Below are 26530 nucleotides of genomic sequence, written 5' to 3'. Positions count from 1 at the left end.
GGGGTCGCCCGCCGCGCACTGCCTCCCATCCGGACTTTCACCGTCGGTCCAGGAATCTCACCTGGTCAACCGGCCGCTGGCTTGCGGACGGGTCGCGGACTATACCGCCGGTTCGGAATTACACCGACCCCGGAGTGCGCTGCTGCTGATACAGGGCCAGTGTGCCACGCCCTGTCAACGGGCATGCACACGCTCCCTGTGCGATGACTCACACGGTCCCATGGAATTCCCCATTGGTCCAGACCTATTGACGAGTTGGTCTAGTCCTCTTAATGTCCGTGTCACCTCTGAGGCACGGCCCGTCGATGTGCGCACGTCGCGGGCCGAACACGTACCACCCCCTTGTTCGTTGCGTGTTTTCTTTACCTCCCTGAGGAGGACCAGATCGTGCTGTCCCCCACGACCAAGAGAGCTTCGCTGCTCGCGTCCGGTGCCGCCGTCGCCGGACTGCTGCTCAGCTCGCTCGCCGGCGGCGTCTCGTACGCGGCCGACAACGAGTCCTGCCGCCCCGACGGCCTGTACAAGACGCCCGGCGTCGACGTCCCCTACTGCTCGGTCTACGACACCGAGGGCCGCGAGAAGATGGGCGCCGACCACCAGCGCCGCATCATCGGCTACTTCACCAGCTGGCGCACCGGCAAGAACGGTCAGCCGGCCTACCTCGCCAGCGACATCCCGTGGGACAAGATCACCCACATCAACTACGCCTTCGCCCACGTCGACGGCGCGAACAAGCTCTCGGTCGGCACGGACGGCCCGAACAACGCCTCCACCGGCATGACCTGGCCCGGCGTGGCCGGCGCCGAGATGGACCCGGCCCTCCCCTACAAGGGCCACTTCAACCTGCTGAACAAGTACAAGAAGCAGCACCCGAACGTGAAGACGCTGATCTCGGTCGGCGGCTGGGCGGAGACCGGCGGCTACTTCGACGACAACGGCGACCGGGTGAACTCCGGCGGCTTCTACTCGATGGCCACCAACGCCGACGGCTCGGTCAACCAGGCCGGCATCGACACCTTCGCCACCTCGGCGGTCGACTTCATCCGGAAGTACGGCTTCAACGGCGTCGACATCGACTACGAGTACCCGACGACGATGAAGGACTCGGGCAACCCGCTCGACTTCACCATCGCCAACGCGCGCCGCGCCGGTCTCGTGCAGGGCTACGCGGCCCTCATGAAGAGCCTGCGCGAGAAGCTGGACACGGCCGGCGCCGCCGACGGCAAGCACTACATGCTGACCGTCGCCGCCCCGTCCTCCGGCTACCTGCTGCGCGGCATGGAGACCTTCCAGGTCCAGAAGTACCTGGACTACGTCAACATCATGTCGTACGACCTGCACGGCGCCTGGAACGAGCACGTCGGCCCGAACGCCTCCCTCTTCGACGACGGCAAGGACAGCGAGCTCGCCTCCGCCAACGTCTACGGCTCCGCGCAGTACGGCTCCCTCGGCTACCTCAACACCGACTGGGCCTACCACTACTTCCGCGGCTCCATGCCGGCCGGCCGCGTCAACATCGGCCTGCCGTACTACACCCGCGGCTTCAAGAACGTCCAGGGCGGCACCGACGGACTGTGGGGCAAGGCCGTCGCCTCGACCTGCCCGGCCGGCGCCGGTCTGACCAAGTGCGGTGACGGTGCCGTCGGCATCGACAACCTCTGGCACGACAAGGACACCGCGGGCAAGGAGTCGCCCGCCGGCTCCAACCCGATGTGGCACGCCAAGAACCTGGAGAAGGGGATCGTCGGCGACTACGTCACCCAGTACGGCTTCCCGGCGAACACCACCCTGACCGGCACCTACGCCCGCAAGTACGACTCGACCCTGGTCGCGCCGTGGCTGTGGAACGCCGAGAAGAAGGTCTTCCTCTCCACCGAGGACGAGCAGTCCGTGGCCGCCAAGGCCGACTACGTGGTCGACCGCGGCGTCGGCGGCACGATGATCTGGGAGATGGCGGGCGACTACGCCTGGAACGCCGCCAAGGGCCAGTACGAGATGGGCTCCACGCTCACCTCGCTGATGTACGACAAGTTCAAGGCCGCCGCCCCGTACGGCGCCAAGAAGTCGAACAAGGCGCTGCCGGCCCAGGCCGTGAACATCGAGACCGCCTTCACCGAGTTCAAGCTGGGCGACTCGAACTACCCGATCACCCCCAAGGTCAAGATCACCAACCGGACGAACGCCACGCTGCCCGGCGGCACGGAGTTCCAGTTCGACTACGGCACCTCGGCCCCGGCCAACGCCTCCGACCAGTCCGGCTTCGGCACCAAGGTCATCAGCAGCGACCACACGGGCTCCAACGTGGGCGGCCTGAAGGGCGACTTCCACCGGGTCTCCCTGAAGCTCCCGGCCTGGCAGTCGCTCGCCCCCGGCGCCACGATCGACCTCTCGTTCAACTACTACCTGCCGGTGTCCACCCCCTCCAACTGGACGGTGAACATCAACGGCACCACGTACGCCCTCGCCGGCGACCTGGCGCGCGGCACCACGGTCGTGGAGCCGGGCTCCGGCTCCACCCCGACCCCGAACCCGACCGACCCGACCACCCCGGTCGGCTGCACCGCCCCGGCGTACGTGGCCGGCTCGGTCTACAACTCGGGCAACGAGGTCTCCCACAAGGGCCACCAGTGGAAGGCCCAGTGGTGGACCCAGAACCAGGAGCCGGGCACGACCGGCGACTGGGGGGTCTGGAAGGACCTGGGCGCCTGCTGACGCGCCCTTCCCGGTAGAACTCCCGGCGGCGGACTCACGGCCCTTGGCCGCCGCCGGGCTCCTTCCGCGCCGTGCTCCCCTGTCCGGAGCACGGCGCGGTCCGCTTTTCCCCGGCGCGGTCCGCTTTCCCGACACGGTCCGCGTTTCCCCGGCACGGTCCGCTTTCCCGGCGCGGTCCGCCCCGGGCCCGTCCGGCGGGTCTCCGCGGGCCCTACGGGAAGAGCGCCTCCTGCGCCGCGTCGCGGGCCCGCAGCAGCGCGCCGCGCAGCACGGCCGCGCCGCCGAGCCCGGTGGCGCGGACCTCGGTGCGCAGCGGGGAGAGCACGGCCAGCTCCGCCTCGACCCGGGCGGCCAGCTCCGGGCCGCCCTGGTGGCCGGTCTCCCCGCCGAGGACCACACAACCCGGGTCCAGGACGGAGACGACGGCCGCCGCGCCGACCGCGAGCCGGCGGGCGAGGGCGTCGAGGAAGGGGCCGTGCCCGGAGGCGAGCGCGCCGGCCGGGTCGAGGCCGTGCTCCGCGGCGAGGGCCTCGACGGCGGCGACGCAGGCCAGCTCGTGGAAGCCGCCGTCGCAGGAGGTGGCGGAGGGCAGTCCGGAGGTGCCGGGCACCGGCAGGAAGCCGATCTCGCCGGCGCCGCCGGAGGCGCCCCGGCGCAGCCGGCCGCCGAGGACGACGGCGGCGCCGACGCCCTGGCCGAGCCAGAGCAGGACGAAGTCCTCGCGGCCCCGGGCCGCGCCCTCGCGCAGTTCGGCGACGGCGGCGAGGTTGGTCTCGTTCTCCACCCGTACGTGGGCGGGCAGCCGTTCCTGGAGGACGGCGACGAGCCGGCGGTGCCAGGCGGGCAGTCCGGTGGAGTCGCGCAGTTCGCCGGTGGCCGGGTCGATGAGGCCGGGGGCGCCCACGGTCACCGTGTGCAGGCGCCCGGCGCCCGCCTCCGCCGCGGTCCGCTCCAGCAGGGCGACCGCCCGCTCGACGGCGGGCCCGGTGCCGGCGTCCTCCCGGACGGGGACGGCGGCCTCGGCGAGCGGGGTGCCGAGCAGGTCGGTGACGGTGACCGCGACGGAGCGGGTGCGGACGTCGAGCCCGGCGAGGTGGGCGCGGTCGGCGACGATCCCGTACAGCTTGGCGTTGGGGCCGCGGCGCTCGGCGCCGGTCTCGCCGACGACGTGCACCAGGCCGGAGCCGCCGAGCCGCTCGACGAGGTCGGCGACGGTGGGCCGGGAGAGTCCGGTGAGGGTCTTGAGCTGGGCTGCCGTCAACGGGCCCTCGTCCTGGAGCAGGCGCAGGGCGAGCCGGTCGTTGAGGGCCCGGGCGGTGCTCGGGGATGCGGCCATGCGGTGATCCTCTCAGAGACGTCCCCGCCTCCGTGGACTCCGGATCTCTATTTATCAGGCAGGGTTCCTGATAGTTTACGGCGCGACCACCCACACCTTTCCCGGGGAGGACCCATGACGGCGGAGACCGTCCTCAGCTCCGAACGGCTCCGGCGGGCCCGCTTCGCCGTCGCCGCCGTCTTCTGCGTCCACGGCGCCGTCACCGGCAGCTTCGCCACCCGCATCCCCTGGATCCAGGAACACGCGGGCGTCAGCGCCGGACAGCTCGGCCTCGCCCTCGCCTTCCCCGCCCTCGGCGCCTCGCTCGCCATGCCGCTGGCCGGCCGGATCAGCCACCGCTTCGGCGCCCGCACCGCCCTGCGCGGCCTGCTCGCCCTCTGGACCCTCTCCCTGATCCTCCCCTCGCTCGCCCCGAACGTCTGGGGCCTGTGCGCCGCCCTCTTCGTCTACGGCGCCACGGCCGGCATGTCCGACGTGGCGATGAACGCGCTGGGCGTGGAGACGGAGAACCGGCTCGGCCGCTCGATCATGTCCAGCCTGCACGGCATGTGGAGCGTCGGCGCCCTGATCGGCTCGGCCGCCGGCACGGTCGCCGCCCACCTCGGCGGCGACGCCCGGATCCACCACCTGGTCGCCGCCCTCGTCCTCACCGTCCTCGGCCTCGCGCTCTGCCAGGGCGTCCTGGACCCGGCCCCGGCCGAGGAGGAGGAAGCCCCGCCGCGCTTCGCGCTGCCCCCGAAGTCCGCCCTGGTCATCGGTGCCATCGGCTTCTGCGCGGTCTTCGCCGAGGGCGCCAGCCTCGACTGGTCGGCCGTCTACCTGCGCGACGAGCTGGGCGGCTCGGCCGGTCTCGCCGCCGCCTCCACCACCGCCTTCGCCCTGACCATGGCCGTGGCCCGGCTGATCGGCGACCGGGTGGTGGACCGCTTCGGCCCGGTCCGCACGGTCCGGGTCGGCGGCCTGGCCGCCACCCTCGGCGGGGTGCTGGTCGTGCTCGCCCCGCACGCGGCCGTCGCCATGGCCGGATTCGGACTGGTCGGCCTCGGCGTCGCGGTCGTCGTCCCGCTCGCCTTCGCCGCCGCCGCGCGCAGCGGTCCGAACCCGAGCCAGGCCATCGCGGGCGTCGCCACCATCACGTACACCTCCGGTCTGATCGCCCCCTCCGCGATCGGCGGGATCGCGAACGCCACCTCGCTGGTCTTCTCGTTCGGCCTGGTCACGCTGCTCGCCTTCGGCCTGGTCGTGGGCGCGGGCGTGCTGCGCTCCGCGCCGCGCCCCACCGCCCCGGCCGGCTCCGCGCCGCAGGCCGCGAAGAGCGCGGGGCCGGTCGGCTGAGTCCCGCTCGAAGGGCGCCGCGCGCACGGCGCCCGCTCCGGTTCCGGCGCATACCATATGGCTGATCTTTTGCGGCCGTGACGCGGCCGCCGGAACCGGAGAACGGGAGAGACCCCATGAAACTCGGCGTGCGCTGGACCCTGCACGGGGACGGGAGAACGCCCGCCCCCGGGGCCGTCGTCCGGCCCGACGAGCGGCTCTCCTGGCCCCGGACCGCCGGCCTCGGGGCCCAGCACGTCGTCGCCATGTTCGGCGCGTCCTTCGTCGCCCCGGTGCTCATGGGCCTGGACCCGAACCTGGCGATCATGATGTCCGGCGTCGCCACGGTCATCTTCCTGCTGGCCACCCGCGGCACGGTCCCCTCGTACCTCGGCTGCTCGCTCTCCTTCGTCGGCGTGGCCGCCGCGATCCGGGCCTCCGGGGGCTCCAGCGCCACCGTCACTGGCGCCGTGTTCGTCGTCGGTGCGGTCCTCTTCCTCGTCGGCCTCGCGGTCCGCCGGTTCGGCGCCCGGATCATCCACGCGGCGATGCCGCCCGTGGTGACCGGCGCCGTCGTCATGCTGATCGGCTTCAACCTGGCGCCGGTCACCGCCTCCACCTACTGGCCGCAGGACCAGTGGACGGCGCTCCTGGTGATGCTCTTCACCGGTCTGGCCGTGGTCTGCCTGCGCGGTTTCTGGTCCCGCATCGCGATCTTCCTCGGCCTGGTCTTCGGCTACGCCCTCTCCTGGATCCTCGACCTGACCCTGGGCAGGATCCACTCGATGTCCCCGGGCGGCGAGGTCACCGACCACTGGCGGCTCGACCTCTCCGGCGTCGGGAAGGCCGACTGGATCGGCCTGCCGTCCTTCCACGGCCCCAGCTTCGAGTGGTCCGCGATCCTCGTCGCGCTCCCCGTCGTCATCGCCCTGATCGCCGAGAACGCCGGCCACGTGAAGGCCGTCGGCGAGATGACCGGCGACAACCTCGACGACAAGCTCGGCACCGCGATCGCCGCCGACGGCGCCGCCTCCATGCTGTCGACCGCCGTGGGCGGCCCGCCGAACACCACCTACTCCGAGAACATCGGCGTCATGGCCGCCACCCGCGTCTACTCCACGGCCGCCTACTGGGCCGCCGCCGGCTTCGCGCTCCTCTTCGGCCTCTGCCCCAAGTTCGGCGCGGTCGTCGCCGCCATCCCCGGCGGCGTCCTCGGCGGCATCACCGTCATCCTGTACGGCATGATCGGCCTGCTCGGCGCCCAGATCTGGATCAACGCCAAGGTCGACCTGCGCAACCCGCTCAACCTGGTCCCGGCCGCCGCCGGCATCATCATCGGCGTCGGCGGCGTGAAGCTGACCTTCAGCGACACCTTCGAACTGGGCGGCATCGCGCTCGGCACCATCGTCGTCATCACCGGCTACCACGTGCTGCGCGCCTTCGCCCCCGCCCACCTGAAGGCCGCCCCGACGGAGCAGGAGCCGCTCCTGGACTCCGGCACCAGCTCGTACGAGAAGGATTCCGGCGGCGCGGCGAAGAACTGAGTATTTCGCCCGTTCCGGCGAAGCCGGGCCCGAGGAGCCCCCCGGCGGGCCCGGCGGCTGGGAGCCTGCCCGCATGGCGCAGACCCAGTGGACCGAAGAGCGGATCGGGCAGTTCGTGGCGGTCGACCCCGTGGTGGACCGGATGCGGTCGCTGCGCGCGGCCTGGCACCCGGCCGACGGGGTCGCCGTCTTCAACCGGGTGTACCTGACCGTCACCGAGGAGATCGGCCACGCCATCGAGGCGGGTGCCTTCGCGGACCGGCGGGCCGCCGCCACCCTGGACGTGCGGTTCGCCGAGCGGTACCTCGCCGCCGTCGACGCCCACGCGGCCGGCGTCCCCGGGCCCGCCTGCTGGCGGCCCCTCTTCCACTACCGCCGCCACCCCGGCGTGACCCCGCTCCAGTTCGCCCTCGCCGGGATCAACGCGCACGTCGGGCACGATCTGGCGCTCGCCGTGGTGGACGCCTGCCGCACCCTGGGGTGCGCGCCCGCGGACCTGGAGGACGAGTTCGACCGGGTCGGCGACGTCCTCGTCCTCCTGGAGGAGCGGATCCGGGAGGAGCTGGTGCCGGGCCCGGACCTCCTGGAGATCGCGGACCCGCTCACCCACCTGCTCGGCTGCTGGAGCCTGGACCGGGCGCGCGACGGGGCCTGGACGGCGGCCCACTCGCTGTGGCAGCTGCGGGCGCTGCCCGGTCTGGCGTCCGGGTTCACCGAGCGGCTGGACCGCTCGGTGGGGCTGGTGGGGCGGATGCTGCTCACGCCCCTGGCCGGGCCCTGACCCGGGCCGCTTCGCACCCCGGCCGGATCAGTCCTCCGGCAGCTCGACCGGGGCGATCTCGTCGTACACGTCGCCGGGACCCGGGTTGGTGCCGTCGGTGGCGCCGCCGAAGTGGTGCATGACGCCCCACACCGCGTTGAGCGCGGTCTGCACCGCGCCCTCGGCCCAGCCGGCCGTCCAGGAGATGTCGTCGCCGGCGAGGAAGATGCCGCGCTTGTCCTCGGGCAGCCGGTCCTGCATGAAGTGGGTGAACAGGCGCCGCTGGTAGCGGTAGTGGCCGGGGAGGTTGGCCTTGAAGGCGCCCATGAAGTAGGGCTCGTTCTCCCAGGAGACCGTCACCGGGTTGCCGATGACGTGCTTGCGGATGTCGACCTTCGGGTAGATCTCGCCGAGCGACTTGAGCATGACCTCCATCCGCTCGGCGGCGGAGAGCGGAAGCCACTTCAGGCTGTCGTCGCACCAGGTGTACGAGAGGCAGATGACGGCCGGCTTGTCCGGGCCGTCGTCCAGGAGGTACGTGCCCCGGGTCATCCGGTCGGTCAGCGTCATCGACATGACGTCCCGCCCGGTCTCCTCGTCCTTGTCCAGCCAGAACGGCCGGTCCACCGGCACGAACAGCTTCGACGACTCCATGTAGTGGGTCCGCTCGATCGCCGTCCAGTGGTCGATCGGGAAGAGCGAGTCGTCGCAGGCGATCTTGGAGAGCAGCATCCACGACTGGGCGGTGAAGACCGCCGCCGGGTAGGTGCGGATGTCGCCGGAGGCGTCGGTGACGGTGATCCGGTTGCCCGCCGTGCGGTTCAGCCGGGTGACGGCCGGCTTCGGCTCCCCGCCCTCGTGCAGCGAGGCCAGCGAGGTGCCCGGGGCCCAGTGGAGGATCTTCTGCGGCTCGCGCTCCCACAGCCGCAGCGGCAGCTGCTGCGAGCCGCCGACGATGCCCCGGTGGTGGTCGTCCGCCTCGGTGTAGACGACGCGGAGGATCTCCAGGATGGAGTTGGGGAAGTCGGTGTCCCAGCCGCCGGTGCCGAAGCCGACCTGGCCGAAGATCTCGCGGTGCCGGAAGGACGTGAACGACTCCGACTCGCAGAGGAAGCCGTAGAAGGTCTGGTTGTCGAGCTTCTCGACGAGCTTCGCCCAGATCTCGCGGATGCGCGGGACGTCGCGCTCGCGCATGGCGCGGTTCATGTCGGAGAAGTCGGCGCCCTCGTCCAGGCAGGCGTTCCAGGCGGCGGCGACGTCGCGGTAGACCTGCGGGAGGTCGTCGATGGTCTCCGCGTAGTGGGACTCGCCCTTGAGGTCCACGACGGTCGAGGGGGTGGCCTCGGCCAGCGGGTTCGGGAAGGGCCGCGTCTCCAGGCCCACCAGGTCGATGTAGTGCTGGAGCGCGGTGGAGGAGGGCGGGAAGCGCATGGCGCCCATCTCCGCGGTCAGCCCCTCGGTCTCCGGGCCCTCGAAGCCGACCGTGCGCAGCCGGCCGCCGATCCGGTCCGCCTCGTACACGACGGGCCTGAGGCCCATCTTCATCAGCTCGTACGCGGCGATGATCCCGGACAGGCCGCCGCCGATCACCGCGACCTCGGTGCCGTGCTCGGTGGCGGGTATCTGGCCGAGACCGGCCGGGTGCGCCAGGAAGTCGTCGTAGGCGTACGGGAAGTCCGGGCCGAACATGGTGATCGGCGGCTGCCCGTCGTCGGCGTGCTGGGCGGCGGTGGGCACCGTGGACGTCATGGGGTACGGACTCCTTGCGCGAAGAACGAAGAACGAAGAAGGGGGAGGAGGCGGGGAGGGGCCGGGCTCAGCCGAGGGAGCCGTACAGCTCCGGCCTGCGGTCGCGGAGGTACGGGTTCTCCTCGCGGGAGGCCGCGAGGAGCTCGGGGTCGGCGTCGCCGATGACCAGCTCCTCGCCGCGCCCGGCGCGGGCCCGGACGGTGCCGTCGGGGCCGGCCAGCGCGGAGAGGCCGACGAACTCGAAGTCGCCCTCGGGGCCGGTGCGGTTGGCGTACGCCAGGTAGAGCTGGTTCTCGAAGGCGCGGACCGGCACCACGGAGAGCGGGACGATCTCGGCCGGGTGCATCAGCGCGGTCGGGACGAGCAGGAGGTCGGTGCCGGCCAGGGCGTGCGCCCGGACGTTCTCCGGGAACTCGACGTCGTAGCAGATCATCAGGCCGACGGTGAGGCCGCCGATCCGGGCCTGCGCCACCGGCTGGTCGCCGGGGGTGAACCACTTCGCCTCGAAGTCGCCGAAGAGGTGGGTCTTGCGGTAGTGGAGCAGCGGGGTGCCGTCGGCGCCGAAGAGGTGCGCCGCGTTGTGGACGACGCCGTGCCGCTCGGTGCTCCGCTCCGGGTAGCCGTAGCTGATCGCGATCCCGTGGCGGGCGGCCGTCGCGGCGACCTCGCGGGCGGAGGGCCCGTCGGCGGGCTCGGCGAGCCGGGCGATGTCGGGGCCGATCGCGTAGCCGGTGAGGAACAGCTCGGGGGCGAGCAGCAGCCCGGCCCCGGCGGCGGCGGCCCGGCCGGCGGCCTCGTCGAGGCTCCGCAGGTTGGCGGCCACGTCGCCGAGCCGTCCGGAGCTCTGGAGCAGGGCGGTGCGCAACGCGGGCATGGTGGTCCTCGTGGGGGCGGAGGGACGGGAGGGAAGACGTCAAAAACGGTACGGTTCCGGGCTCGGCCGGGACAAGACGGGACCGTTGCGGACCGACCGTCGAACCGTTGCGCACTGCCCGGCCGGGACGGCGATTCGTTGCGCGCGGACCGCGCCGGGGCGCACGACGGGCCTGACCGGGGCCTGCGGCGGATGCGCTCGGAGCCGTACGGCGGGTGTGACCGGAGGCGTACGGCGGGACGCGGCCGGGGACGTACGACAGGCGTGCCCGGGGCGCGCGGCGGACGCGGTCAGGGGCGTGCGGGCGGGGCGTCCCGTGGTGCGGCGCGCCGGGAGGGGGTCAGGCGGGGGAGCCGGAGGAGAAGCGCCGCAGCAGCGGCGAGAGCACCAGGACGGACTTGGTGCGCTCCACGAAGGGCTCGCCCGCGATCCGCTCCAGGACGCGCTCGAAGTGGCGCATGTCGGAGGCGAAGACCTGGACGACGGCGTCCGCGTCACCGGTGACGGTCGACGCGGACACCACCTCGGGGTACCGCTCCAGACCGCGCCGGATGTCGTCCGGCGAGGTGTTGTGGCGGCAGAAGATCTCGACGAAGCCCTCGGTCTCCCAGCCGAGCGCCGCCGGGTCGACCCGGACGGTGAAGCCGGTGATGGCCCCCTCGGCCCGGAGCCGGTCCACGCGGCGCTTGACGGCCGGGGCGGAGAGGCCGACCAGCGCGCCGATGTCGGCGTAGCTGCGGCGGGCGTCCTCCGCGAGGGCGTGGACGATGCGTTCGTCGAGGTCGTTGAGTCGCACTACGGGCGGATCACTTCTGTTCGGAGGCCGGGCGGGAGCGGCGCGTGCCGTACAGGAAGTAGAACACGAGACCCACGGCCATCCGGCAACCGAGGACGACCCAGGTCACGGCGGTCGGGCTGAACGTGTCGTACACGCGGAGGATCGGGCCGAGCACGACCTCGGAGGCACGGGGATCCGGCCCGCGTGCCTTGACTCCTCGGCCGCCGTGCCCCACCCTGCACGCGGCCGAACGGAGGTCCCGCGTGAACTGGCTGGAGCCCGAACCCTTCCTGCGCGGCACGGCGTGGCGGGACGGCGACCGCCCGGTCCGGGCCGACCCCGCCGACCTGGGGCGGCTGCCCTGGGACGTCGCCGAGCGGGCCGCGCTGCCGATCGGGGTGCGGGTGGAGTTCCGGGCCGCGCCGGGCACCGCGGCCGTGGAACTGCGCTACCGGGCGGCGGTGCCCGGCGCGGGCGACGCACTGCGGGAGCTGCGGCACGCCTTCGCCCTGTGGCACGACGGCCGCTGCCTCGCCGAGGTCTTCGCCGAGCCGGCCGAGGAGTCCGTGGTACGGCTCCGACTCCCGTCGGCCGGCGGCGAGTTCACCGTCCACCTGCCGGAGGGCCAGGCGCCCGTCGTGCGCGCCCTGCGGGCCGTGGACGGGGCCCTCTCCCCCGCGCCCCGGCGGCCCCGCTGGCTGGTGCACGGCGACTCGATCACCGAGGGCTGGTGGTCGACCCGCCCCGCGCACTCCTGGCCGGCCGCCGCCGGGCGGACCCTGGGTCTGGATCCGGTCAATCTCGGCTACGCGGGCGGGGCGCGCGGCGAGCTGCCCCTCGCCGAGCACCTGGCCCGGCTGCCGGGCGAGCTGATCACCCTCGCCTTCGGCACCAACTGCTGGGCTTCGGTGCCCTGTTCGGCTCCCCTGCTGTACGAGACGACGCGGGCCTTCGTCGGTCTGGTCCGGCGCGGCCACCCGGCCGTCCCGCTGCTGCTGCTCTCCCCCGTGCTGCGCCCGGCCGCCGAGCACACCGGCAACGCCCTGGGCGCGACCCTGGCGGAGCTGCGCGGGGCGATGGAGGAGGCGGTGCGGGACCTGGTGGCGGACGGCGACGGGCGGCTGGCCCTGCTGCCCGGCGGCGGGCTGCTCACCACGGCGGACCTGGCGGACGGCCTGCACCCCAACGACCGGGGGCACGCGCGGATCGCGGCGGCGGTGGCGGGGGCGCTGCGGCCCTGGCTGCGGACGTGACGAGGCCCCCGGGAGAGGAATCCCGGGGGCCTCGGTCCGAAGGGGGTCAGCTCCAGCTGGCGTGCAGCGGCTTGCCCTCGGCGTAACCGGCGGCGGACTGGATGCCGACCACGGCCTTCTCCTCGAACTCGGCGAGGGTGCTCGCGCCCGCGTAGGTGCAGGAGGAGCGGACGCCCGCGATGATCGAGTCGATCAGGTCCTCGACGCCCGGACGCTGCGGGTCGAGGAACATGCGGGAGGTGGAGATGCCCTCCTCGAAGAGCGCCTTGCGGGCCCGGTCGTAGGAGGACTCGTCGGAGGTCCGGTTCTTCACGGCGCGGGCCGAGGCCATGCCGAAGGACTCCTTGTAGGCGCGGCCCTGGGCGTCGTGCTGGAGGTCGCCGGGGGACTCGTAGGTCCCGGCGAACCAGGAGCCGATCATCACGTTGGACGCGCCGGCGGCGAGCGCCATGGCGACGTCGCGCGGGTGGCGGACGCCTCCGTCGGCCCAGACGTGCTTGCCGTACTTCTTCGCCTCGGCGGCGCACTCCATGACGGCGGAGAACTGCGGGCGGCCGACGCCGGTCATCATGCGGGTGGTGCACATGGCGCCGGGGCCCACGCCGACCTTGATGATGTCGGCGCCGGCCTCGATGAGGTCCTTGACGCCCTCGGCGGCGACGATGTTGCCCGCGACGATCGGGACCTGCGGGTCGAGGGCCCGGACGGTCCGGATCGCGGAGATCATCGATTCCTGGTGGCCGTGCGCGGTGTCGATGACGAGGGTGTCCGCGCCCGCGTCGAGGAGCTGCTTGGCCTTGCCCGCCACGTCGCCGTTGATGCCGACGGCGGCGGCGATCCGCAGCCGCCCCCGGGCGTCGACGGCCGGGGTGTAGAGGGTGGCGCGCAGGGCGCCGGTGCGGGTGAGGATGCCGGCCAGCCGGCCCTCGCCGTCCACGGCGGGGGCGTAGCGGCGGTTGGCGCCGTCGAGGACGTTGAACGCCTCGCGCGGCTCGATGTCCGCGTCGAGCAGGAGCAGGTCCTTGGACATGACCTCGGCGAGCCGGGTGAAGCGGTCCACGCCGGTCAGGTCCGCGTCGGTGACGACGCCGACGGGGCGGCGGTGCTCGTCGACGACGACGCCGGCCTCGTGCGCCCGCTTCGGCAGCAGGGCGAGGGCGTCGGCGACCGTCTGGTGCGGCTCCAGCACGATCGGGGTGTCGAGGACCAGGTGGCGGCCCTTGACCCAGGAGATGACCTCGGTGACGACCTCGATCGGGATGTCCTGCGGGATGACGACCAGGCCGCCCCGGCGGGCGACGGTCTCGGCCATGCGGCGGCCGGCGATCGCGGTCATGTTGGCGACGACCAGCGGGATCGTCGTACCGGTCCCGTCCGGCGCGGAGAGGTCCACGGCCTGCCGGGAGCCGACGGCCGAACGGCTCGGCACCATGAAGACATCGTCGTAGGTGAGGTCGTACGGCGGCTTGACGTCATTGAGGAAACGCACGTGCTGACATCCCAGTCGTTCGGATCGGCCCCTAGGCATTTCAGCCAGGGGAAAAAGCACGTAGTTCATTGTCCCACGCCTGTACGCATACCAGCCCCGGGCGGAACCTCCGAGCCTCGCCGCACCGGCTTCGGAGGAACACACGAAGGGGGCGGGTCAGAGCAGGGCCGGGGGCGGGCCGCCCGCCGCGTGGCCGGGCCGGATCAGCCCGGTCTCGTAGGCGAGGACCACGAGCTGGGCCCGGTCGCGGACGCCGAGCTTGCCGATCGCCCGGGTGACGTGCGTCTTGGCCGTGAGCGGCGAGATGACCAGCCGGGCGGCGACCTGGTCGTTGGAGAGCCCGGCCGCGACCAGCGCCACCACCTCCCGCTCCCGGTCGGTGAGCACGGCGAGCCGGTCGCCGTCGGGCGGGGCCGCGACCGGGCGGCGGGCGAACTCCGCGACGACCCGGCGGGTGGCGCCCGGGGACAGCAGCGCGTCGCCCGCGGCGACCGCGCGGATCGCCTGGCGCAGGTCGTCGGGCTCGGTCTCCTTGGTGAGGAAGCCGCTGGCGCCCGCCCGCAGCGCGGCGAAGACGTACGCGTCGGTCTCGAAGGTGGTGAGCACGATCACCCGGCACCCGGCGAGCTCCGGGTCGCGGGTGAGGGCCTCGGTGGCGGTGAGGCCGTCCGTGCCGGGCATCCGGATGTCCATGAGGACGACGTCGGGGCGCAGGGCGCGGGCGGCGCGCAGCGCCTCGTCGCCGGTGGCCGCCTCCCCCACCACCTCGATGTCGCGGGTCCGCCGGAGCAGGCTGCGGAAGCCGGCCCGCACCAGGGCCTGGTCGTCGGCGAGCAGGACCGAGATCGTCATGATCACCAGCCTGGCACAGGGAGCACGGCGCGTACGGCGTATCCGCCGTTCCGCCCGGGTCCCGCGGTGAACTCGCCGCCCAGCACGGAGACCCGCTCCCGCATCCCGCCGACGCCGTGCCCGCCCCCTTCGCCGCCGGGCCCGGCGGCGTCCGGGCCCGGGCCGTCGTCGGTTATCTCCACCCGGACGGTCTCGGCGCCGCAGTGGACGCGGACGTCCACCCGGGTGCCGCCGGAGTGCCGGACGGCGTTGGTGAGCGACTCCTGCACGATCCGGTAGACGGCGAGCGAGACGGGGGCCGGGACCCGGTCCGGGTCGCCCGAGCTCTCGACGGCCGCCGCGAGCCCGGCGGCGCGGACGCCCTCGACGAGGTCGCCGATCCCCTCCAGTCCCCGGCCGGGGGCCAGGTCGGCCGTGCCGGGCCCGTCCGGCGTCCGCAGGACCCCGACGAGCGAGCGCAGGTCGGCGACGGCGGAGGCGCGGACCTCCTGCGCGGTCTGCAGGGCGGCGCGGGCCTCCGCCGGCTCGTCGTCCAGGGCCTCGGCCGCGACCCGGAGGTGGAGGCCGACGACGGTGAGGGTGTGCGCGACGACGTCGTGGAGCTCGCGGGCGATCCGGAGCCGTTCGGCCTCCGCCCGCCGCAGGGCCTCCGCCTCCCGCTCGCGGGCGGCCCGCTCCCGGCCGAGGGCCTCCTCGCGCCGCCAGTTGCGGCCGTTGCGCAGCGCGGTCGCGGCGGCGAGGACGAGGGCGAGCCAGAGCGTCTCGGCGCCCAGCCCGGCCACGACCTCCCGGCCGGGCAGGCCGGTGACGAACAGCTCCCAGTTCGCGGCGAAGGCGACCTGGAAGGCGCCGACGGCGGCGGCGAGCACCGGCCCGGACGGCAGCCGCTCCCGCAGCGCCCCGAGCCGCCCGGCGCCGGTCCCGCGGGCGGGCCGGTCGGTCAGCGCCAGCAGGACGTACGCGGCGGAGGCGGGCCAGAGCCAGCCCGTGTCGGTCAGTCCGGCCGCCCGCAGGGCGATCACCGTCTGGACGCTCGCGAGCAGCACGGCGAGGGGCCGGCGGCCGCCCGCCGCGAGGAGTCCGGCGAGCGCGAGCGCGGCGGGCAGCGCGCCGATGAGCAGGGGGGAACCGCCCGCCAGGGCCTCGGCGGTGACGACGGCGACCGCCGTCGCCCCGGCCGCCGCCGCCCGGACGGCGCGCCCGGTCCAGAAGTCCCCCCGGGAGCCCCGCTCCCCGTCCGTACGGTCCATGGTCACCGGGGCATTCTGTCCGACCGCGCCGGGTCCGGTCCTCACGCCCGGTCCTCCGTCCGTACGGCGGCGACGGCGATCAGGGCCAGCCACGCCAGGGCGGCGCCGAAGGCGATCCGCTCGACGAGCCCGACGAGGGTCGGCCAGGAGGCGAGGCCGAGGGAGGGTCCGTCCATCACGTCCACCAGGCAGACCAGCAGCGCGGCCGTGGCGAGCAGGGAGGTGCCCAGTACGGCCCGCAGCGCGACGGCCCCGCGCGCCCACCGGCCCGCCGCCCACCGGTGCAGCAGCAGGGCGGCGACGGGGAGGGCCAGGAAGGCGGGGGTGGCGGCCGTGCCGTGCACCAGGTCGGCGGTGGAGGGGCGGCTCCAGCGGCCGGGCGGGTCGGCCGGGAAGATCCCGGCGACCAGGACGCCGGCGGTCCAGACGGCCAGGATCCGGCGGGCGGCCCGGGGCGCCCCGGCGCGGTGGAGGAGGACGCCGGCGAGGGCGGAGGCACCGGCGACGAGGAGCAGGGCCAGGGTGATCAGCCGGCCGGCGGTGCCGTTCACGTACCGGCTGATGACCTCGGTGACCGGGCTGTAGCCGGGGTTCAGCAGGTCGGCGGCGGTGATCGCGGCGGCGGCGAGGCCGAGGGCGGCGACGGCCGCGCGGGCCCACCGGGCGGATCCGGCGCGGACGGTACGGACAGGGGGGACGGGGCGGGCGGGAAGGACGGGGGTCGGCACGGTGCTTCTCCTCGGCGGGACGGCCCCGGGCGGCGCTTCCGCCCGGCACCGCACACGCTAGGAATCCGCCGCCTCCCGGGCGTCGTCCGTACGCCGTCTCCCGGGCCTGCTCCCCCGGAGTACCGCGTACTCCCCGGGGAGTACGCCTCAGGCGGGGTCGTCCGGGGGTTCGCCGAGGGCGAGGAGGACCGCGAGCCGGCCGGCGGAGCCCTCGACGGCGGTGGCGAAGACCTCCTGGGCGGTCTCCCAGTCGCGGGGGGCGGTGCGGGCGTAGCCCTGCCAGCGGGTGACGACCACGGTGAGCGGCCGGGGCAGGTCGCCGAGGGAGTCGGCGAGGGCGTCCCAGTTGCGACCGAACCAGTCGGGCAGGGCGAGCGCGGCGGCACAGCGGTCCATGAAGGCGGCCTTGGCGGTCACGCCGCGCAGGTCGAGGACGACGGGGTCATCCGGTCGCACCGCCGACCACCTCCCGGAAGCTCTCGTAGTGGTCGTCGGTGTAGTACGTGTCGCCGTCCCGGCCGGTGACGATCCGCCGGGCGCCGCGGTCGCGGGAGCCGGGGGTCTTCACGGTGTACTCGTGGTAGTAGCCGCGCGGCCGCTTCGGCAGGACCCGCTCGAAGTTGCCGAAGACGGTGCCGTCCTTGGCGTACGGGTAGGGGCCGCCCTTCGCGATGAGGGCGAGGGTGGCGCGGGCCTCGGGCGGCAGGGCCTCGGGGCGGACGGTGGGCAGCCCGGAGACCCCGGACGCCGGGGCCCGGGAGGGGACGGCGGAAGGGGAGGCGGAGGAGGGCGCCGGAAGCGGCGCGGACGCGGAGGCCGTGGCCTGGCGGGTCGGGGGCGCCGTCGTCGTACCGCCGCCGGAGCAGCCGGCCAGCAGGACGGCGAGGACGAGCGCGAGGAGAACGCGCGGGGGCCGGAACAGCATGGTCCGAACATAGCGTCGGCCCGCCGCTCCGGCCCCCGGGGACACGAGGGGTCAGCGCCCGTCGGGGTCCGCCCGGTCGAGGGCCGGGCGCGGCCCCGGGCTGGACTCGGTCAGCAGGTGGTCGGCGGCCGACCGGTCGGTGACCAGGCTGGTCACCAGGCCGGAGCGGAGCACCGCGCCGATCGCCGCGGCCTTGCGCTGGCCGCCCGCGATGGCGACGACCTCGGGGATCCGGCGCAGCCGGTCCGCCTCGACGGTGATGCACCGCTCGCCCAGGTCGCGGCCGACCCGGCGGCCCTCGCTGTCGAAGAGGTGCGCGGACATCTCGGCGGCCACGCCCAGGGAGGCGTAGTGGGCGCGCTCCTCCGCGGAGAGCATGTCGTGCACGGTGGAGATGCCCGGCTCCCAGGAGCCGATGGAGACGCAGGCGACGGTGACCTTGTCGAAGTACTCGAAGGCCCGCGCGATGCCGGTCTGGCTGCGCAGCGCGGCGGCGGTGGCCGGGTCGGGCAGCAGCATGGGCGCGTAGATGGGGTGGGCCTCGCCGCCGGAGACCTGGGCGGCGCGCCGGACCGCCTCCACCGAGCCGCGCTCGGCGGTCCCGGCGTCGTACACGCCGGTGAGCTGCACGACCGTGCAGGGCGGCAGCCGGTCGAGGGCGGCCGCCATGTGGATGGTCGAGCGGCCCCAGGCCAGGCCGAGGACGTCGCCCTCGGTGACCAGCTCGCCCAGCAGGTCGGCCGCGACCTCGCCGAGGTTCTCCGGGTCGGGCGACTGGTCGTCCTCCGCCGGGGACTCCACGACGACCGCGTGCCGCAGCCCGTAGCGGGCGCGCAGCGCGTCGGAGCGTTCGGCGTCCAGCTCGGCCGGTACCCGGATCTCGATGCGTACGAGATCCCGTTCCAGAGCGGTCTCCAGGACCCGGGCCACCTTGAAGCGGCTGACGCCGAACTCCTCGGCGATCTGGATCTTGGACTTCCCCTCCAGGTAGAAGCGGCGCGCCATGGCCGCCGCCTGCACCAGCTCCGCGGGGCCCATCCGCAGGGCCGACCGTCCCGCCGACATTCCCGCCACCGCGATCTCCTCACTGCTGTTCACGCACCGCTGTCCACGGTCCGTGTGCGTTCACACTCTGGACCCGCTGTTCATCCTGTCAGAAACGGCGGGCCTTGATCAGTCCTGTCGGCGGCCCGTCGGACCGCGTTCACCGGCCGGAGGCTCAGTGTCCACACGCCCGGGCGGCACCGGCCGCGGCGGCCTCCGCCTTGGCCCGCAGGGAGGCCACCGCGGCGGCCGGGTCGGCCGCGCCGTAGACCGCCGAACCGGCCACGAAGACGTCCGCGCCGGCCTCGGCGCAGCGCTCGATGGTGGACTCGGAGACGCCGCCGTCGACCTGGAGCCACAGTTCCAGGCCGTGCTTGGAGATCAGCTCACGGGTGCGGCGGATCTTGGGCAGCATGATGTCGAGGAATGCCTGGCCGCCGAAGCCGGGCTCGACGGTCATGACGAGCAGCATGTCGAGCTCGGGGAGCAGGTCCTCGAAGGGCTCGACGGGGGTGGCCGGCTTGAGCGCCATGGAGGCGCGGGCGCCCTGGGCGCGGATCTCGCGGGCGAGCCGCACCGGCGCGGCGGCGGCCTCGGCGTGGAAGGTGACCGAGCCCGCGCCCGCCTCCGCGTACTGCGGCGCCCAGCGGTCCGGGTCCTCGATCATCAGGTGGCAGTCGAGGGGGATGTCGGTCGCGCGGCCGAGCGCCTCGACGATCGGGACACCCAGCGTCAGATTGGGCACGAAGTGGTTGTCCATGACGTCCACGTGCAGCCAGTCGGCGCCCTCGACGGCCTTGGCCTCGTCCGCGAGCCGGGCGAAGTCTGCGGACAGGATGCTGGGATTGATCTGCGCCATGTGCCAAGCCTGCCACGTTCTTGAGCGGTTCTTCGCCGCGAACCGGCGCCGGTTCGCACCGGCGCCGGACGTACTGGTACAGACCAGCGGAAAGCGTCAGGCCGTACGGCGCAGAAGCGCCAGGTACATGGCGTCGGTACCGTGCAGATGCGGCCACAGCTGGACGTCGGGGCCGTCCCCGAGGTGGTCCACGCCGGGGAAGAGGGGGCGCGCGTCGACGAGTTCCGCGCCGCCGAGCCGCTTCAGGACGTCGTCCACGACGACCCGGGTCTCGGCCAGGTGCGGCGAGCAGGTCGCGTAGCCGACGACCCCGCCGACGCGGACGGCCTTCAGCGCCTCCGTGAGCAGCCCGCGCTGGAGCGGCCCGAAGCCGTCGAGGTCCTCGGGGCGGCGGCGCCAGCGCGCCTCCGGGCGGCGGCGCAGCGCGCCCAGGCCGGAGCAGGGCACGTCCACCAGGACCCGGTCGAAGGAGCCCTCGCGCCACGGCGGGCGGGTGCCGTCGGCGGTGATCACCTGGTACGGGCCGGGGTTGCCGGCCAGCGCGCGCTCGACCAGCCGGGCGCGGTGCGGCTGCTTCTCCGAGGCGAGCAGCGCGGCGCCGCGCTCGGCGGCGAGCGCGCCGAGCAGCGCGGCCTTGCCGCCGGGGCCGGCGCAGCCGTCGAGCCAGCGGGTGTCGGGGCCCTCCAGGGGCGCGTTGGCCAGCGCGATCGCGACGAGCTGGCTGCCCTCGTCCTGGACGCCGGCCCGGCCGTCGCGGACGGCTTCGAGGGCACCGGGCTCGCCGCCGTCCGTCAGCCGGAGGGCGTACGGGGACCAGCGGCCCGGCTCCGTCTCGGCGGCGTCCGCCAGCTCCGCGACGGTGCTCCGGCCGGGGCGGGCGACGAGGGTGACCTCGGGCCGCTCGTTGTCGGCCGCGAGGAGCGCCTCGATGCCGGTCCGGCCGCCGCCGAGGGAGTCCCAGAGCGCGGAGACGACCCAGCGGGGGTGCGAGTGGACGACGGCGAGGTGGTCCTCGGCGTCCTTCTCGTACGGCGGGGCGACCTCGGCCACCCAGGCGTCCAGGTCCTGGCGGGCGATCTTGCGCAGCACCGCGTTGACGAACTTGGCCCGGCCGTCGCCGAGCACCACCCGGGCCAGCTCCACGGTGGCGGAGACGGCCGCGTGCGGCGGGATGCGGGTGCCGAGGAGCTGGTGCGCGCCGAGCGACAGCACGTCGAGGACCGGCGGGTCGACCTCGCGCAGCGGCCGGTCCACACAGGCCGCGATGATCGCGTCGTACGTGCCCTGCCGGCGCAGCGTCCCGTACACCAGCTCGGTCGCGAGCGCCGCGTCCCGCGCCTCGAAGCCGCCCTTCTCGCGCGCCTTGCGCAGCAGCGGGGGGAGCACCAGGTTGGCGTAGGCGTCCCGCTCGTCGACGGCCCGCAGCACCTCGAAGGCGAGCATCCGCACCGGATCCTTCTTGGGCCGGCGGTGGGGCTTGGGGGGACGGCGACGTGCCTGCTCGCTCAAAGGTGCTCCGCGTGGTGAAAGGAAGGGGCCGAACCGGTCCAGCCTACGTCCGCCGCCCGCACCCGGGAAAACGCCCGTGCCGGACCGCCCACGCCCCGGCGGCGATCAGGCAGGACGCCGCCCCGGTGCCGCCGCCGTCCGCCTCGAAGGCGAGGAGCACGGGCGGCTCCCCGCCGGTGCTCCGGACGACCTCGGCCGCCTCCTCCGCCGTCGGCTCGCGGCAGCGGGGTCACGCGCCCAGCCGCTCCCCCGGGGCGATGCGGACGCCGCGGGCCCAGTCGGCGGCCTTCATCGGCTTCTTGCCCTGGGGCTGGACCCAGAGCAGCTCGACGGCGTGCGAGCCGGTGCCCGCGTGGACGCTGTTCTTGGCGACGGCCAGTTCGCCGGGGGCGAGGTCGGCGCGGTCCGGGGCCGGGGCGAGCTGGATCAGCTTGAGGCGCTCGCCCCGGAAGAGGGTCCAGGCGCCGGGGGCCGGGGTGCAGCCCCGGACCACCCGGTCCACCCGCAGGGCGGGCGCGGCGAAGTCGACGTGGGCGTCCTCGACCTCGATCTTCGGGGCGAGGCTGATGCCGTCGGCGGGCTGCGGAACGGCCTTGAGGCTGCCGTCCTCGATGCCGTCCATGGTGGCCGCGAGGAGCCCGGCGCCCGCGAAGGCGAGCCGGGTCAGCAGGTCGCCGCTGGTGTCGGTGGGGCGGATCTCCTCGGTGACCACGCCGTAGACCGGGCCCGAGTCGAGGCCGCGCTCGATCTGGAAGGTGGAGGCGCCGGTCACCTCGTCGCCCGCCATCAGGGAGTGCTGGACGGGGGCCGCGCCGCGCCAGGCCGGCAGCAGCGAGAAGTGCAGGTTGACCCAGCCGTGCGCGGGGACGTCCAGGGCCTTCTGCGGCAGCAGCGCGCCATAGGCGACGACCGGGCAGCAGTCCGGGGCGATCTCGCGCAGCCGGGCGAGGAAGTCCTCGTCGCGGGGGTGCGCGGGCCGCAGGATCTCGATGCCCTCCTCCTCGGCGCGCTGCGCGACCGGGCTGGCGACCAGCCGGCGGCCCCGGCCCGCCGGCGCGTCCGGACGGGTGACCACGGCGGCGACCTCGTGCCGCCCGGAGGAGAGCAGGGCGTCCAGGGCGGGGACGGCGACCTCGGGGGTGCCTGCGAAGACCAGCTTCATGGGTGACGACTGCCTGTCTGTCCGGGGGCGTTGCGGGCGACAAACCAGTCTAGGCGGGAGGGACGGAGGGGGCGTACGCGGCGGCGGAGCGCCCCGCGCATATGCGTGTACGCCCCCGCAGCGTGACCCAACTCCCCGTAGCGCGTTGGTCAAGAGAGATTGACCGAATCGGGCCGCCGTCCCCCCGCGGCGCGCCCCTCCATCGCCGGTTCGAGAGGCTTTCACATGGCCGACCACGCAACCCACGACGCCCAAGCCCGGGCGAGCCTGCACCTGTTGGTGCGGGACATCGAGCGGGTCCGGCGGCAGGTGGACGCACTGCGCACGCTCACGGCCCAGCTGGGCAATGTCTACCGCCCTCGCCGCTCCGGCCCGTCCACGGGCTTCGTCGTCTACGGCCGCGCTCCCGCCCCCACCGTACGGCTCGCGCAGGAGCTCCGCGACAGCGTCGAGACCCTGGTGACCGCCGCCGTCGAGTTCGACCGCTCCCTCGGGTTCTCCTGGGACGCGGTGGGCTCCGCCCTCGGCGTCACCAAGCAGGCCGTCCACCGCCGCTACGGGGCCCGCCGGGCTCCCCAGCCGCCCGTCGTGGAGCCCACGGAGGCGGAGCACGTCCCCGAGCCGGGACCGGGCCGCCCGGTCCCGACGGTGCCCGCCGCCCGCTCCATGCCGCCCCAGCCCACCTCGGGCAGCGCCACTCTCCGCGAGGACCGCGCGCCCGTCTTCCCCAGTCCGCGCAACGTCTGAGGCGCGGGCCCGCCGACCGGCCGCCGGTCCCCGCGACAGCGGGGCGGCGGCCGTCGCCGTGTCCGGGACCACGGCCGTGCCGCCCCCGCTCGTGACCGATCCTCCGGACAGGCCCTAGCCGATGTCGGGCGGGTCCATCCGGACGCGCGGGCCCTCGCCCGCGCCCCGGGCCCGGCGGCCCGCGCGGGCGTGTTTGAGGGCGGAGGCCAGGGCGGCGCCGCTGCCGGGCGGGACCCTGACCAGGGCCCGCTCCCACTGCTCGCCGGGCGGCGGGTCGCCGGGCCGCCGGGTGGCGCCGGAGCGGACCACCGGCAGCGGCACCGGGCCGAGGACCTCCGCGTCCATGGGCAGCGCGGCGCCGTTCAGGAAGGTCTCCACCACCTCCGGCGGCCCGCTGACGGCGGCCATCCTGGAGACCGGCGGGAAGCCCAGCTCGGCGCGCTCGGCCAGCTCCCGCTGGGCGTGGCCGACCGGGTCCCAGCGGACCAGGGCCTGCACCGGCCGGAGCGTCGGCTCGGCGACCACCACGACGGTGCCGCCCGCCTCCTGCCCCCGGACCAGCGCGGCCGCGTCGATCCAGCGGCGCAGCGCCTCCTCCCCGGCCCGCAGGTCGGGGCGGCCGAGCAGGGCCCAGCCGTCGAGGAGCAGGGCCGCCGCGTAGCCGCCGTCCGCGACCGGCTCGGCGCCGGGGGTGGAGACGACGAGGGCGGGCCGGTCCGGCACCCGGTCCAGGACGTGGTCGCGGCCGGAGGTGCGGACCGGCACGGCGGGGAAGGCCCGGCCCAGCTCCTCGGCGGTCCGCCGGGCCCCGACGACCTGGGCGCGCAGCCGGTTCGAGCCGCACGCCTCGCAGTGCCAGCCGGGCGCCTCCCGCCCGCACCAGCCGCAGTGCAGCTCGCTCTGGTCGGGGGCCTCCAGCGGCCCGGCGCAGTGCCGGCAGCGGGCGGGCGTCCGGCACCGCTGGCAGGCCAGCCGGGGCACGTACCCCCGCCAGGGCACCTGGATCAGGACGGGGCCGGTCCGCAGCCCGTCCCGGAGGGTCTCCCAGGCGAGCGACGGCAGCCGGGCGGCCCGCGCGGCCCCGTCCCGGGCGAGGAGGTCGTCGCCGACGGTGCGGACGAGGGGCGCGGCGCGGCGGACCTGCTCGCGGCCGGCGGCGAGCGGCCGGGCCCAGCCGGAGCCGACGAGCTGGGCGGCCTCCACGGTGCAACTGGTGGAGCCGAGGAGGAAGGCGCACCGGTCGTGGCCGGCGCGCAGCAGCAGCACCTCGCGGGCGTGCGGCTGGGGGGCGCGGGGTTCGCTGTGGCTGCCGTCGCCGTCGTCCCAGATGACGGCGAGGCCCAGGTCCCGGACCGGCGCGAACATGGCGGCGCGGGTGCCGACGACGGCCCGGACCGCGCCCCGCCGGACGGCGAGCCACTGGGCGTACCGCTTCTCGGGGCCCGCCTCGGCGGTGAGGACGGCGTGCCGGCCCGCGCCGAGCAGTCCGGTCAGGGCCGCGTCCACGCGGGTGACGGCCCGGCCGTCGGGGACGACGACGAGGGCGCCGCGCCCGGCGGCGAGGGTGGCGGCGACGGCCCGGGCGATCTCCTCGGCCCAGTGCGGGCCGGGCAGCGCGGTCCACACGGCCCTGGGCGCTCCGCCGGAGGCCAGCGCCTCCAGGAAGGCGGGCCCCTGCTCGTAGCGGCTCCAGGTGCCGGGGGCGGGGGCCGGGGGCGGGGGCAGCGGGGCGGGCGAGGGGCGGCGTTCGGCGGCGGCGCTGCGCGGCGGGACGGCGAGCTGGAGGACGTCGGCGAGGCTGCCGGCGTACCGGTCGGCGACGGCGCGGGCGAGGCCGAGCAGTTCGGGGCCGAGGACGGGCTCGGGCGAGACGACGCCCGCGAGGGCGGCGAGCGGCCCGGAGTAGTCGGAGGAGGCCCGGCGCTCGACGAGGAAGCCGTCGATGAGCCGGCCGCCCTCGCGCCGACCGCCCCGGACCTGGCCGGCGCCCGCGCCGAAGCGGACCCGGACCCGGACGCCGGGCCGCGCGTCGGCGTCCAGCTCGGCGGGGACGGCGTAGTCGAAGAACTGGTCGAGGTGGAGCGAGCCCTTGTCGACCACGACCCGGGCGACGGGCAGCTTCTCGGCGAGCGCCGCGTCCCGCCAGGTGCGCGGCTTGGCGCGGGGCACCTTCGCCTTCCGCACGGTCTCCCGGATGAGCGCGAGCTGCTCGGGCCCCTCGCCGCTCTCCCCGTTCCCCTTGTCGCTGCTCACAGCCCCATACCTACCAGACCGCTCGGACAGCGGGCGGACGACGGAGCCCGGCACCCCGCGGAGGGGGTGCCGGGCTCGGCCGGTGCTCGGGTGCGCCTTACAGGCCGGCGGCCTTCTTCAGGGCGTCGACGCGGTCGGTGCGCTCCCAGGTGAAGTCCGGCAGCTCGCGGCCGAAGTGGCCGTAGGCGGCGGTCTGGGAGTAGATCGGGCGGAGCAGGTCGAGGTCGCGGATGATCGCGGCCGGGCGGAGGTCGAAGACCTCGCCGATGGCGTTCTCGATCTTCTCGGTCTCCACGGCGTTGGTGCCGAAGGTCTCGACGAAGAGGCCGACCGGCTCGGCCTTGCCGATGGCGTACGCGACCTGCACCTCGCAGCGCGAGGCCAGGCCCGCGGCGACGACGTTCTTGGCGACCCAGCGCATGGCGTAGGCGGCCGAGCGGTCGACCTTCGACGGGTCCTTGCCGGAGAAGGCGCCGCCGCCGTGGCGGGCCATGCCGCCGTACGTGTCGATGATGATCTTGCGGCCGGTGAGGCCGGCGTCGCCCATCGGGCCGCCGATCTCGAAGCGTCCGGTCGGGTTGACCAGCAGGCGGTAGCCCTCGGTGTCGAGCTTGATGCCGTCCTCGACGAGCTCCTTGAGGACGTGCTCGACGACGAACTCGCGGATGTCGGGCGCGAGCAGCGAGTCGAGGTCGATGTCCGAGGCGTGCTGCGAGGAGACGACGACCGTGTCGAGGCGGACGGCCTTGTCGCCGTCGTACTCGATGGTGACCTGGGTCTTGCCGTCGGGGCGCAGGTACGGGATGGTCCCGTTCTTGCGGACCTCGGTGAGGCGGCGGGAGAGCCGGTGCGCGAGGTGGATCGGCAGCGGCATCAGCTCGGGGGTCTCGTCCGAGGCGTAGCCGAACATCAGGCCCTGGTCGCCGGCGCCCTGCTTGTCCAGCTCGTCCTCGTCGCCCTCGACGCGCTTCTCGTAGGCGGTGTCGACGCCCTGCGCGATGTCCGGGGACTGCGACCCGATGGACACCGACACGCCGCAGGAGGCGCCGTCGAAGCCCTTCTTCGAGGAGTCGTACCCGATTTCGAGGATCTTGTTGCGGACGAGGGTGGGGATGTCCGCCCACGCCTTGGTGGTCACCTCGCCGGCGACGTGCACGAGGCCGGTGGTGATCAGGGTCTCGACGGCGACGCGGGAGGTGGGGTCCTCCCGGAGCAGCGCGTCGAGGATGGTGTCGCTGATCTGGTCAGCGATCTTGTCGGGGTGTCCCTCGGTGACGGACTCCGAGGTGAACAGACGACGGGACACAACGCTCCCTGGGGTTGCAGCGGCTGCTGGCTACTCTCTATCTCGCGGACCGGCAGGGGGCTGCGCCCCGCGACGTTCCACGGACA

At 74.5% G+C, this 26530-nt stretch carries 23 protein-coding genes and 1 riboswitch; of the genes, 6 read left to right on the top strand and 17 right to left on the bottom strand.

Features of this window, described 5'->3' with window-relative positions:
- Positions 1 to 11: 11 nt before the first annotated feature.
- A riboswitch (FMN riboswitch) is annotated at positions 12 to 142 on the bottom strand.
- A gap of 245 nt (positions 143 to 387) precedes the next feature.
- Positions 388 to 2712 carry a chitinase C-terminal domain-containing protein gene (locus IE219_RS12620; protein ID WP_189976736.1) on the top strand — a complete coding sequence of 775 codons (2325 nt, stop codon included), beginning with the start codon at positions 388 to 390 and terminating at the stop codon, positions 2710 to 2712.
- Between the two features lie 211 nt (positions 2713 to 2923).
- On the opposite strand, the gene IE219_RS12615 is transcribed toward IE219_RS12620, so the two are convergent.
- On the bottom strand, positions 2924 to 4048 hold the full coding sequence (locus tag IE219_RS12615; RefSeq protein WP_189976735.1) for an ROK family transcriptional regulator: 1125 nt from the start codon (positions 4046 to 4048) through the stop codon (positions 2924 to 2926).
- 114 nt (positions 4049 to 4162) lie between these two features.
- On the opposite strand from IE219_RS12615, the gene IE219_RS12610 reads away from it, so the two are divergent.
- The 3 genes from IE219_RS12610 (at position 4163) to IE219_RS12600 (ending at position 7687) form a co-directional block, all read left to right on the top strand.
- The gene (locus tag IE219_RS12610; protein ID WP_189976734.1) at positions 4163 to 5383 is read left to right on the top strand and encodes an MFS transporter; all 1221 of its coding nucleotides are present in this window, start codon (positions 4163 to 4165) and stop codon (positions 5381 to 5383) included.
- 116 nt (positions 5384 to 5499) lie between these two features.
- Positions 5500 to 6906: a uracil-xanthine permease family protein gene (locus IE219_RS12605; protein ID WP_189976733.1), complete on the top strand. Its 1407-nt coding sequence runs from the start codon at positions 5500 to 5502 to the stop codon at positions 6904 to 6906.
- Positions 6907 to 6979: 73 nt separating this feature from the next.
- The gene (locus IE219_RS12600) at positions 6980 to 7687 is read left to right on the top strand and encodes a DUF5995 family protein (protein ID WP_189976732.1); all 708 of its coding nucleotides are present in this window, start codon (positions 6980 to 6982) and stop codon (positions 7685 to 7687) included.
- Between the two features lie 27 nt (positions 7688 to 7714).
- On the opposite strand, the gene IE219_RS12595 is transcribed toward IE219_RS12600, so the two are convergent.
- The 4 genes from IE219_RS12595 to IE219_RS32250 form a co-directional block, all read right to left on the bottom strand.
- Entirely contained in the window at positions 7715 to 9415 is a 1701-nt protein-coding gene (locus IE219_RS12595; protein ID WP_189976731.1) for a flavin monoamine oxidase family protein, read from the bottom strand.
- Between the two features lie 67 nt (positions 9416 to 9482).
- Positions 9483 to 10289, bottom strand: a complete 807-nt coding sequence (locus IE219_RS12590; protein ID WP_189976730.1) for a carbon-nitrogen hydrolase family protein — start codon at positions 10287 to 10289, stop codon at positions 9483 to 9485.
- A gap of 340 nt (positions 10290 to 10629) precedes the next feature.
- On the bottom strand, positions 10630 to 11085 hold the full coding sequence (locus IE219_RS12585) for an Lrp/AsnC family transcriptional regulator (protein ID WP_189976729.1): 456 nt from the start codon (positions 11083 to 11085) through the stop codon (positions 10630 to 10632).
- Positions 11086 to 11095: 10 nt separating this feature from the next.
- Positions 11096 to 11221, bottom strand: coding sequence for a hypothetical protein (locus IE219_RS32250; protein ID WP_268256846.1), 126 nt, complete (start codon positions 11219 to 11221; stop codon positions 11096 to 11098).
- Positions 11222 to 11330: 109 nt separating this feature from the next.
- Between IE219_RS32250 and IE219_RS12580 the strand changes: the two genes are divergently transcribed.
- On the top strand, positions 11331 to 12320 hold the full coding sequence (locus IE219_RS12580; protein WP_189976728.1) for a GDSL-type esterase/lipase family protein: 990 nt from the start codon (positions 11331 to 11333) through the stop codon (positions 12318 to 12320).
- Positions 12321 to 12366: 46 nt separating this feature from the next.
- On the opposite strand, the gene IE219_RS12575 is transcribed toward IE219_RS12580, so the two are convergent.
- From IE219_RS12575 to fmt, 10 genes are all read right to left on the bottom strand, one after another.
- Complete coding sequence (locus IE219_RS12575; protein WP_189976727.1) at positions 12367 to 13809, bottom strand: GuaB1 family IMP dehydrogenase-related protein; 1443 nt, start codon at positions 13807 to 13809, stop codon at positions 12367 to 12369.
- 156 nt (positions 13810 to 13965) lie between these two features.
- The gene (locus tag IE219_RS12570) at positions 13966 to 14661 is read right to left on the bottom strand and encodes a response regulator transcription factor (protein WP_189976726.1); all 696 of its coding nucleotides are present in this window, start codon (positions 14659 to 14661) and stop codon (positions 13966 to 13968) included.
- Positions 14662 to 14663: 2 nt separating this feature from the next.
- Positions 14664 to 15911 carry a sensor histidine kinase gene (locus tag IE219_RS12565; RefSeq protein ID WP_229849741.1) on the bottom strand — a complete coding sequence of 416 codons (1248 nt, stop codon included), beginning with the start codon at positions 15909 to 15911 and terminating at the stop codon, positions 14664 to 14666.
- A 41-nt stretch (positions 15912 to 15952) separates the two neighbouring features.
- On the bottom strand, positions 15953 to 16639 hold the full coding sequence (locus tag IE219_RS12560) for a DUF998 domain-containing protein (RefSeq protein WP_189976724.1): 687 nt from the start codon (positions 16637 to 16639) through the stop codon (positions 15953 to 15955).
- 147 nt (positions 16640 to 16786) lie between these two features.
- Positions 16787 to 17095, bottom strand: coding sequence for a barstar family protein (locus IE219_RS12555; protein ID WP_189976723.1), 309 nt, complete (start codon positions 17093 to 17095; stop codon positions 16787 to 16789).
- On the bottom strand, positions 17082 to 17564 hold the full coding sequence (locus IE219_RS12550; protein ID WP_189976722.1) for a guanyl-specific ribonuclease: 483 nt from the start codon (positions 17562 to 17564) through the stop codon (positions 17082 to 17084). Before IE219_RS12550 ends, IE219_RS12555 begins: the two co-directional genes overlap by 14 nt.
- A gap of 51 nt (positions 17565 to 17615) precedes the next feature.
- Positions 17616 to 18662, bottom strand: coding sequence for a sugar-binding transcriptional regulator (locus IE219_RS12545; RefSeq protein ID WP_189976721.1), 1047 nt, complete (start codon positions 18660 to 18662; stop codon positions 17616 to 17618).
- A gap of 121 nt (positions 18663 to 18783) precedes the next feature.
- Positions 18784 to 19467 (bottom strand): ribulose-phosphate 3-epimerase, encoded by a 684-nt coding sequence (gene rpe / locus IE219_RS12540; RefSeq protein WP_189976720.1) that lies wholly within the window; start codon positions 19465 to 19467, stop codon positions 18784 to 18786.
- A 96-nt stretch (positions 19468 to 19563) separates the two neighbouring features.
- Entirely contained in the window at positions 19564 to 20976 is a 1413-nt protein-coding gene (locus tag IE219_RS12535) for an RsmB/NOP family class I SAM-dependent RNA methyltransferase (protein WP_189976719.1), read from the bottom strand.
- A 229-nt stretch (positions 20977 to 21205) separates the two neighbouring features.
- A complete protein-coding gene (gene fmt, locus IE219_RS12530; RefSeq protein ID WP_189976718.1) occupies positions 21206 to 22138 on the bottom strand; it encodes a methionyl-tRNA formyltransferase in 933 nt (310 codons plus the stop codon).
- 225 nt (positions 22139 to 22363) lie between these two features.
- On the opposite strand from fmt, the gene IE219_RS12525 reads away from it, so the two are divergent.
- Positions 22364 to 22885 carry a hypothetical protein gene (locus IE219_RS12525; RefSeq protein WP_189976717.1) on the top strand — a complete coding sequence of 174 codons (522 nt, stop codon included), beginning with the start codon at positions 22364 to 22366 and terminating at the stop codon, positions 22883 to 22885.
- A gap of 114 nt (positions 22886 to 22999) precedes the next feature.
- Here IE219_RS12525 and IE219_RS12520 read toward each other — a convergent pair whose 3' ends face one another.
- Together IE219_RS12520 and metK are read right to left on the bottom strand one after the other, a co-directional pair.
- Entirely contained in the window at positions 23000 to 25138 is a 2139-nt protein-coding gene (locus IE219_RS12520) for a primosomal protein N' (RefSeq protein WP_189976716.1), read from the bottom strand.
- A gap of 97 nt (positions 25139 to 25235) precedes the next feature.
- Complete coding sequence (gene metK / locus IE219_RS12515) at positions 25236 to 26444, bottom strand: methionine adenosyltransferase (protein WP_189976715.1); 1209 nt, start codon at positions 26442 to 26444, stop codon at positions 25236 to 25238.
- Positions 26445 to 26530 lie beyond the last annotated feature (86 nt).

The organism is Streptomyces termitum (assembly GCF_014650175.1).
GTDB lineage: Bacteria > Actinomycetota > Actinomycetes > Streptomycetales > Streptomycetaceae > Streptomyces > Streptomyces termitum.
The sequence above is the reverse complement of the archived record's forward strand: the minus strand, read 5'-3'. Positions and strand labels throughout refer to the sequence as shown.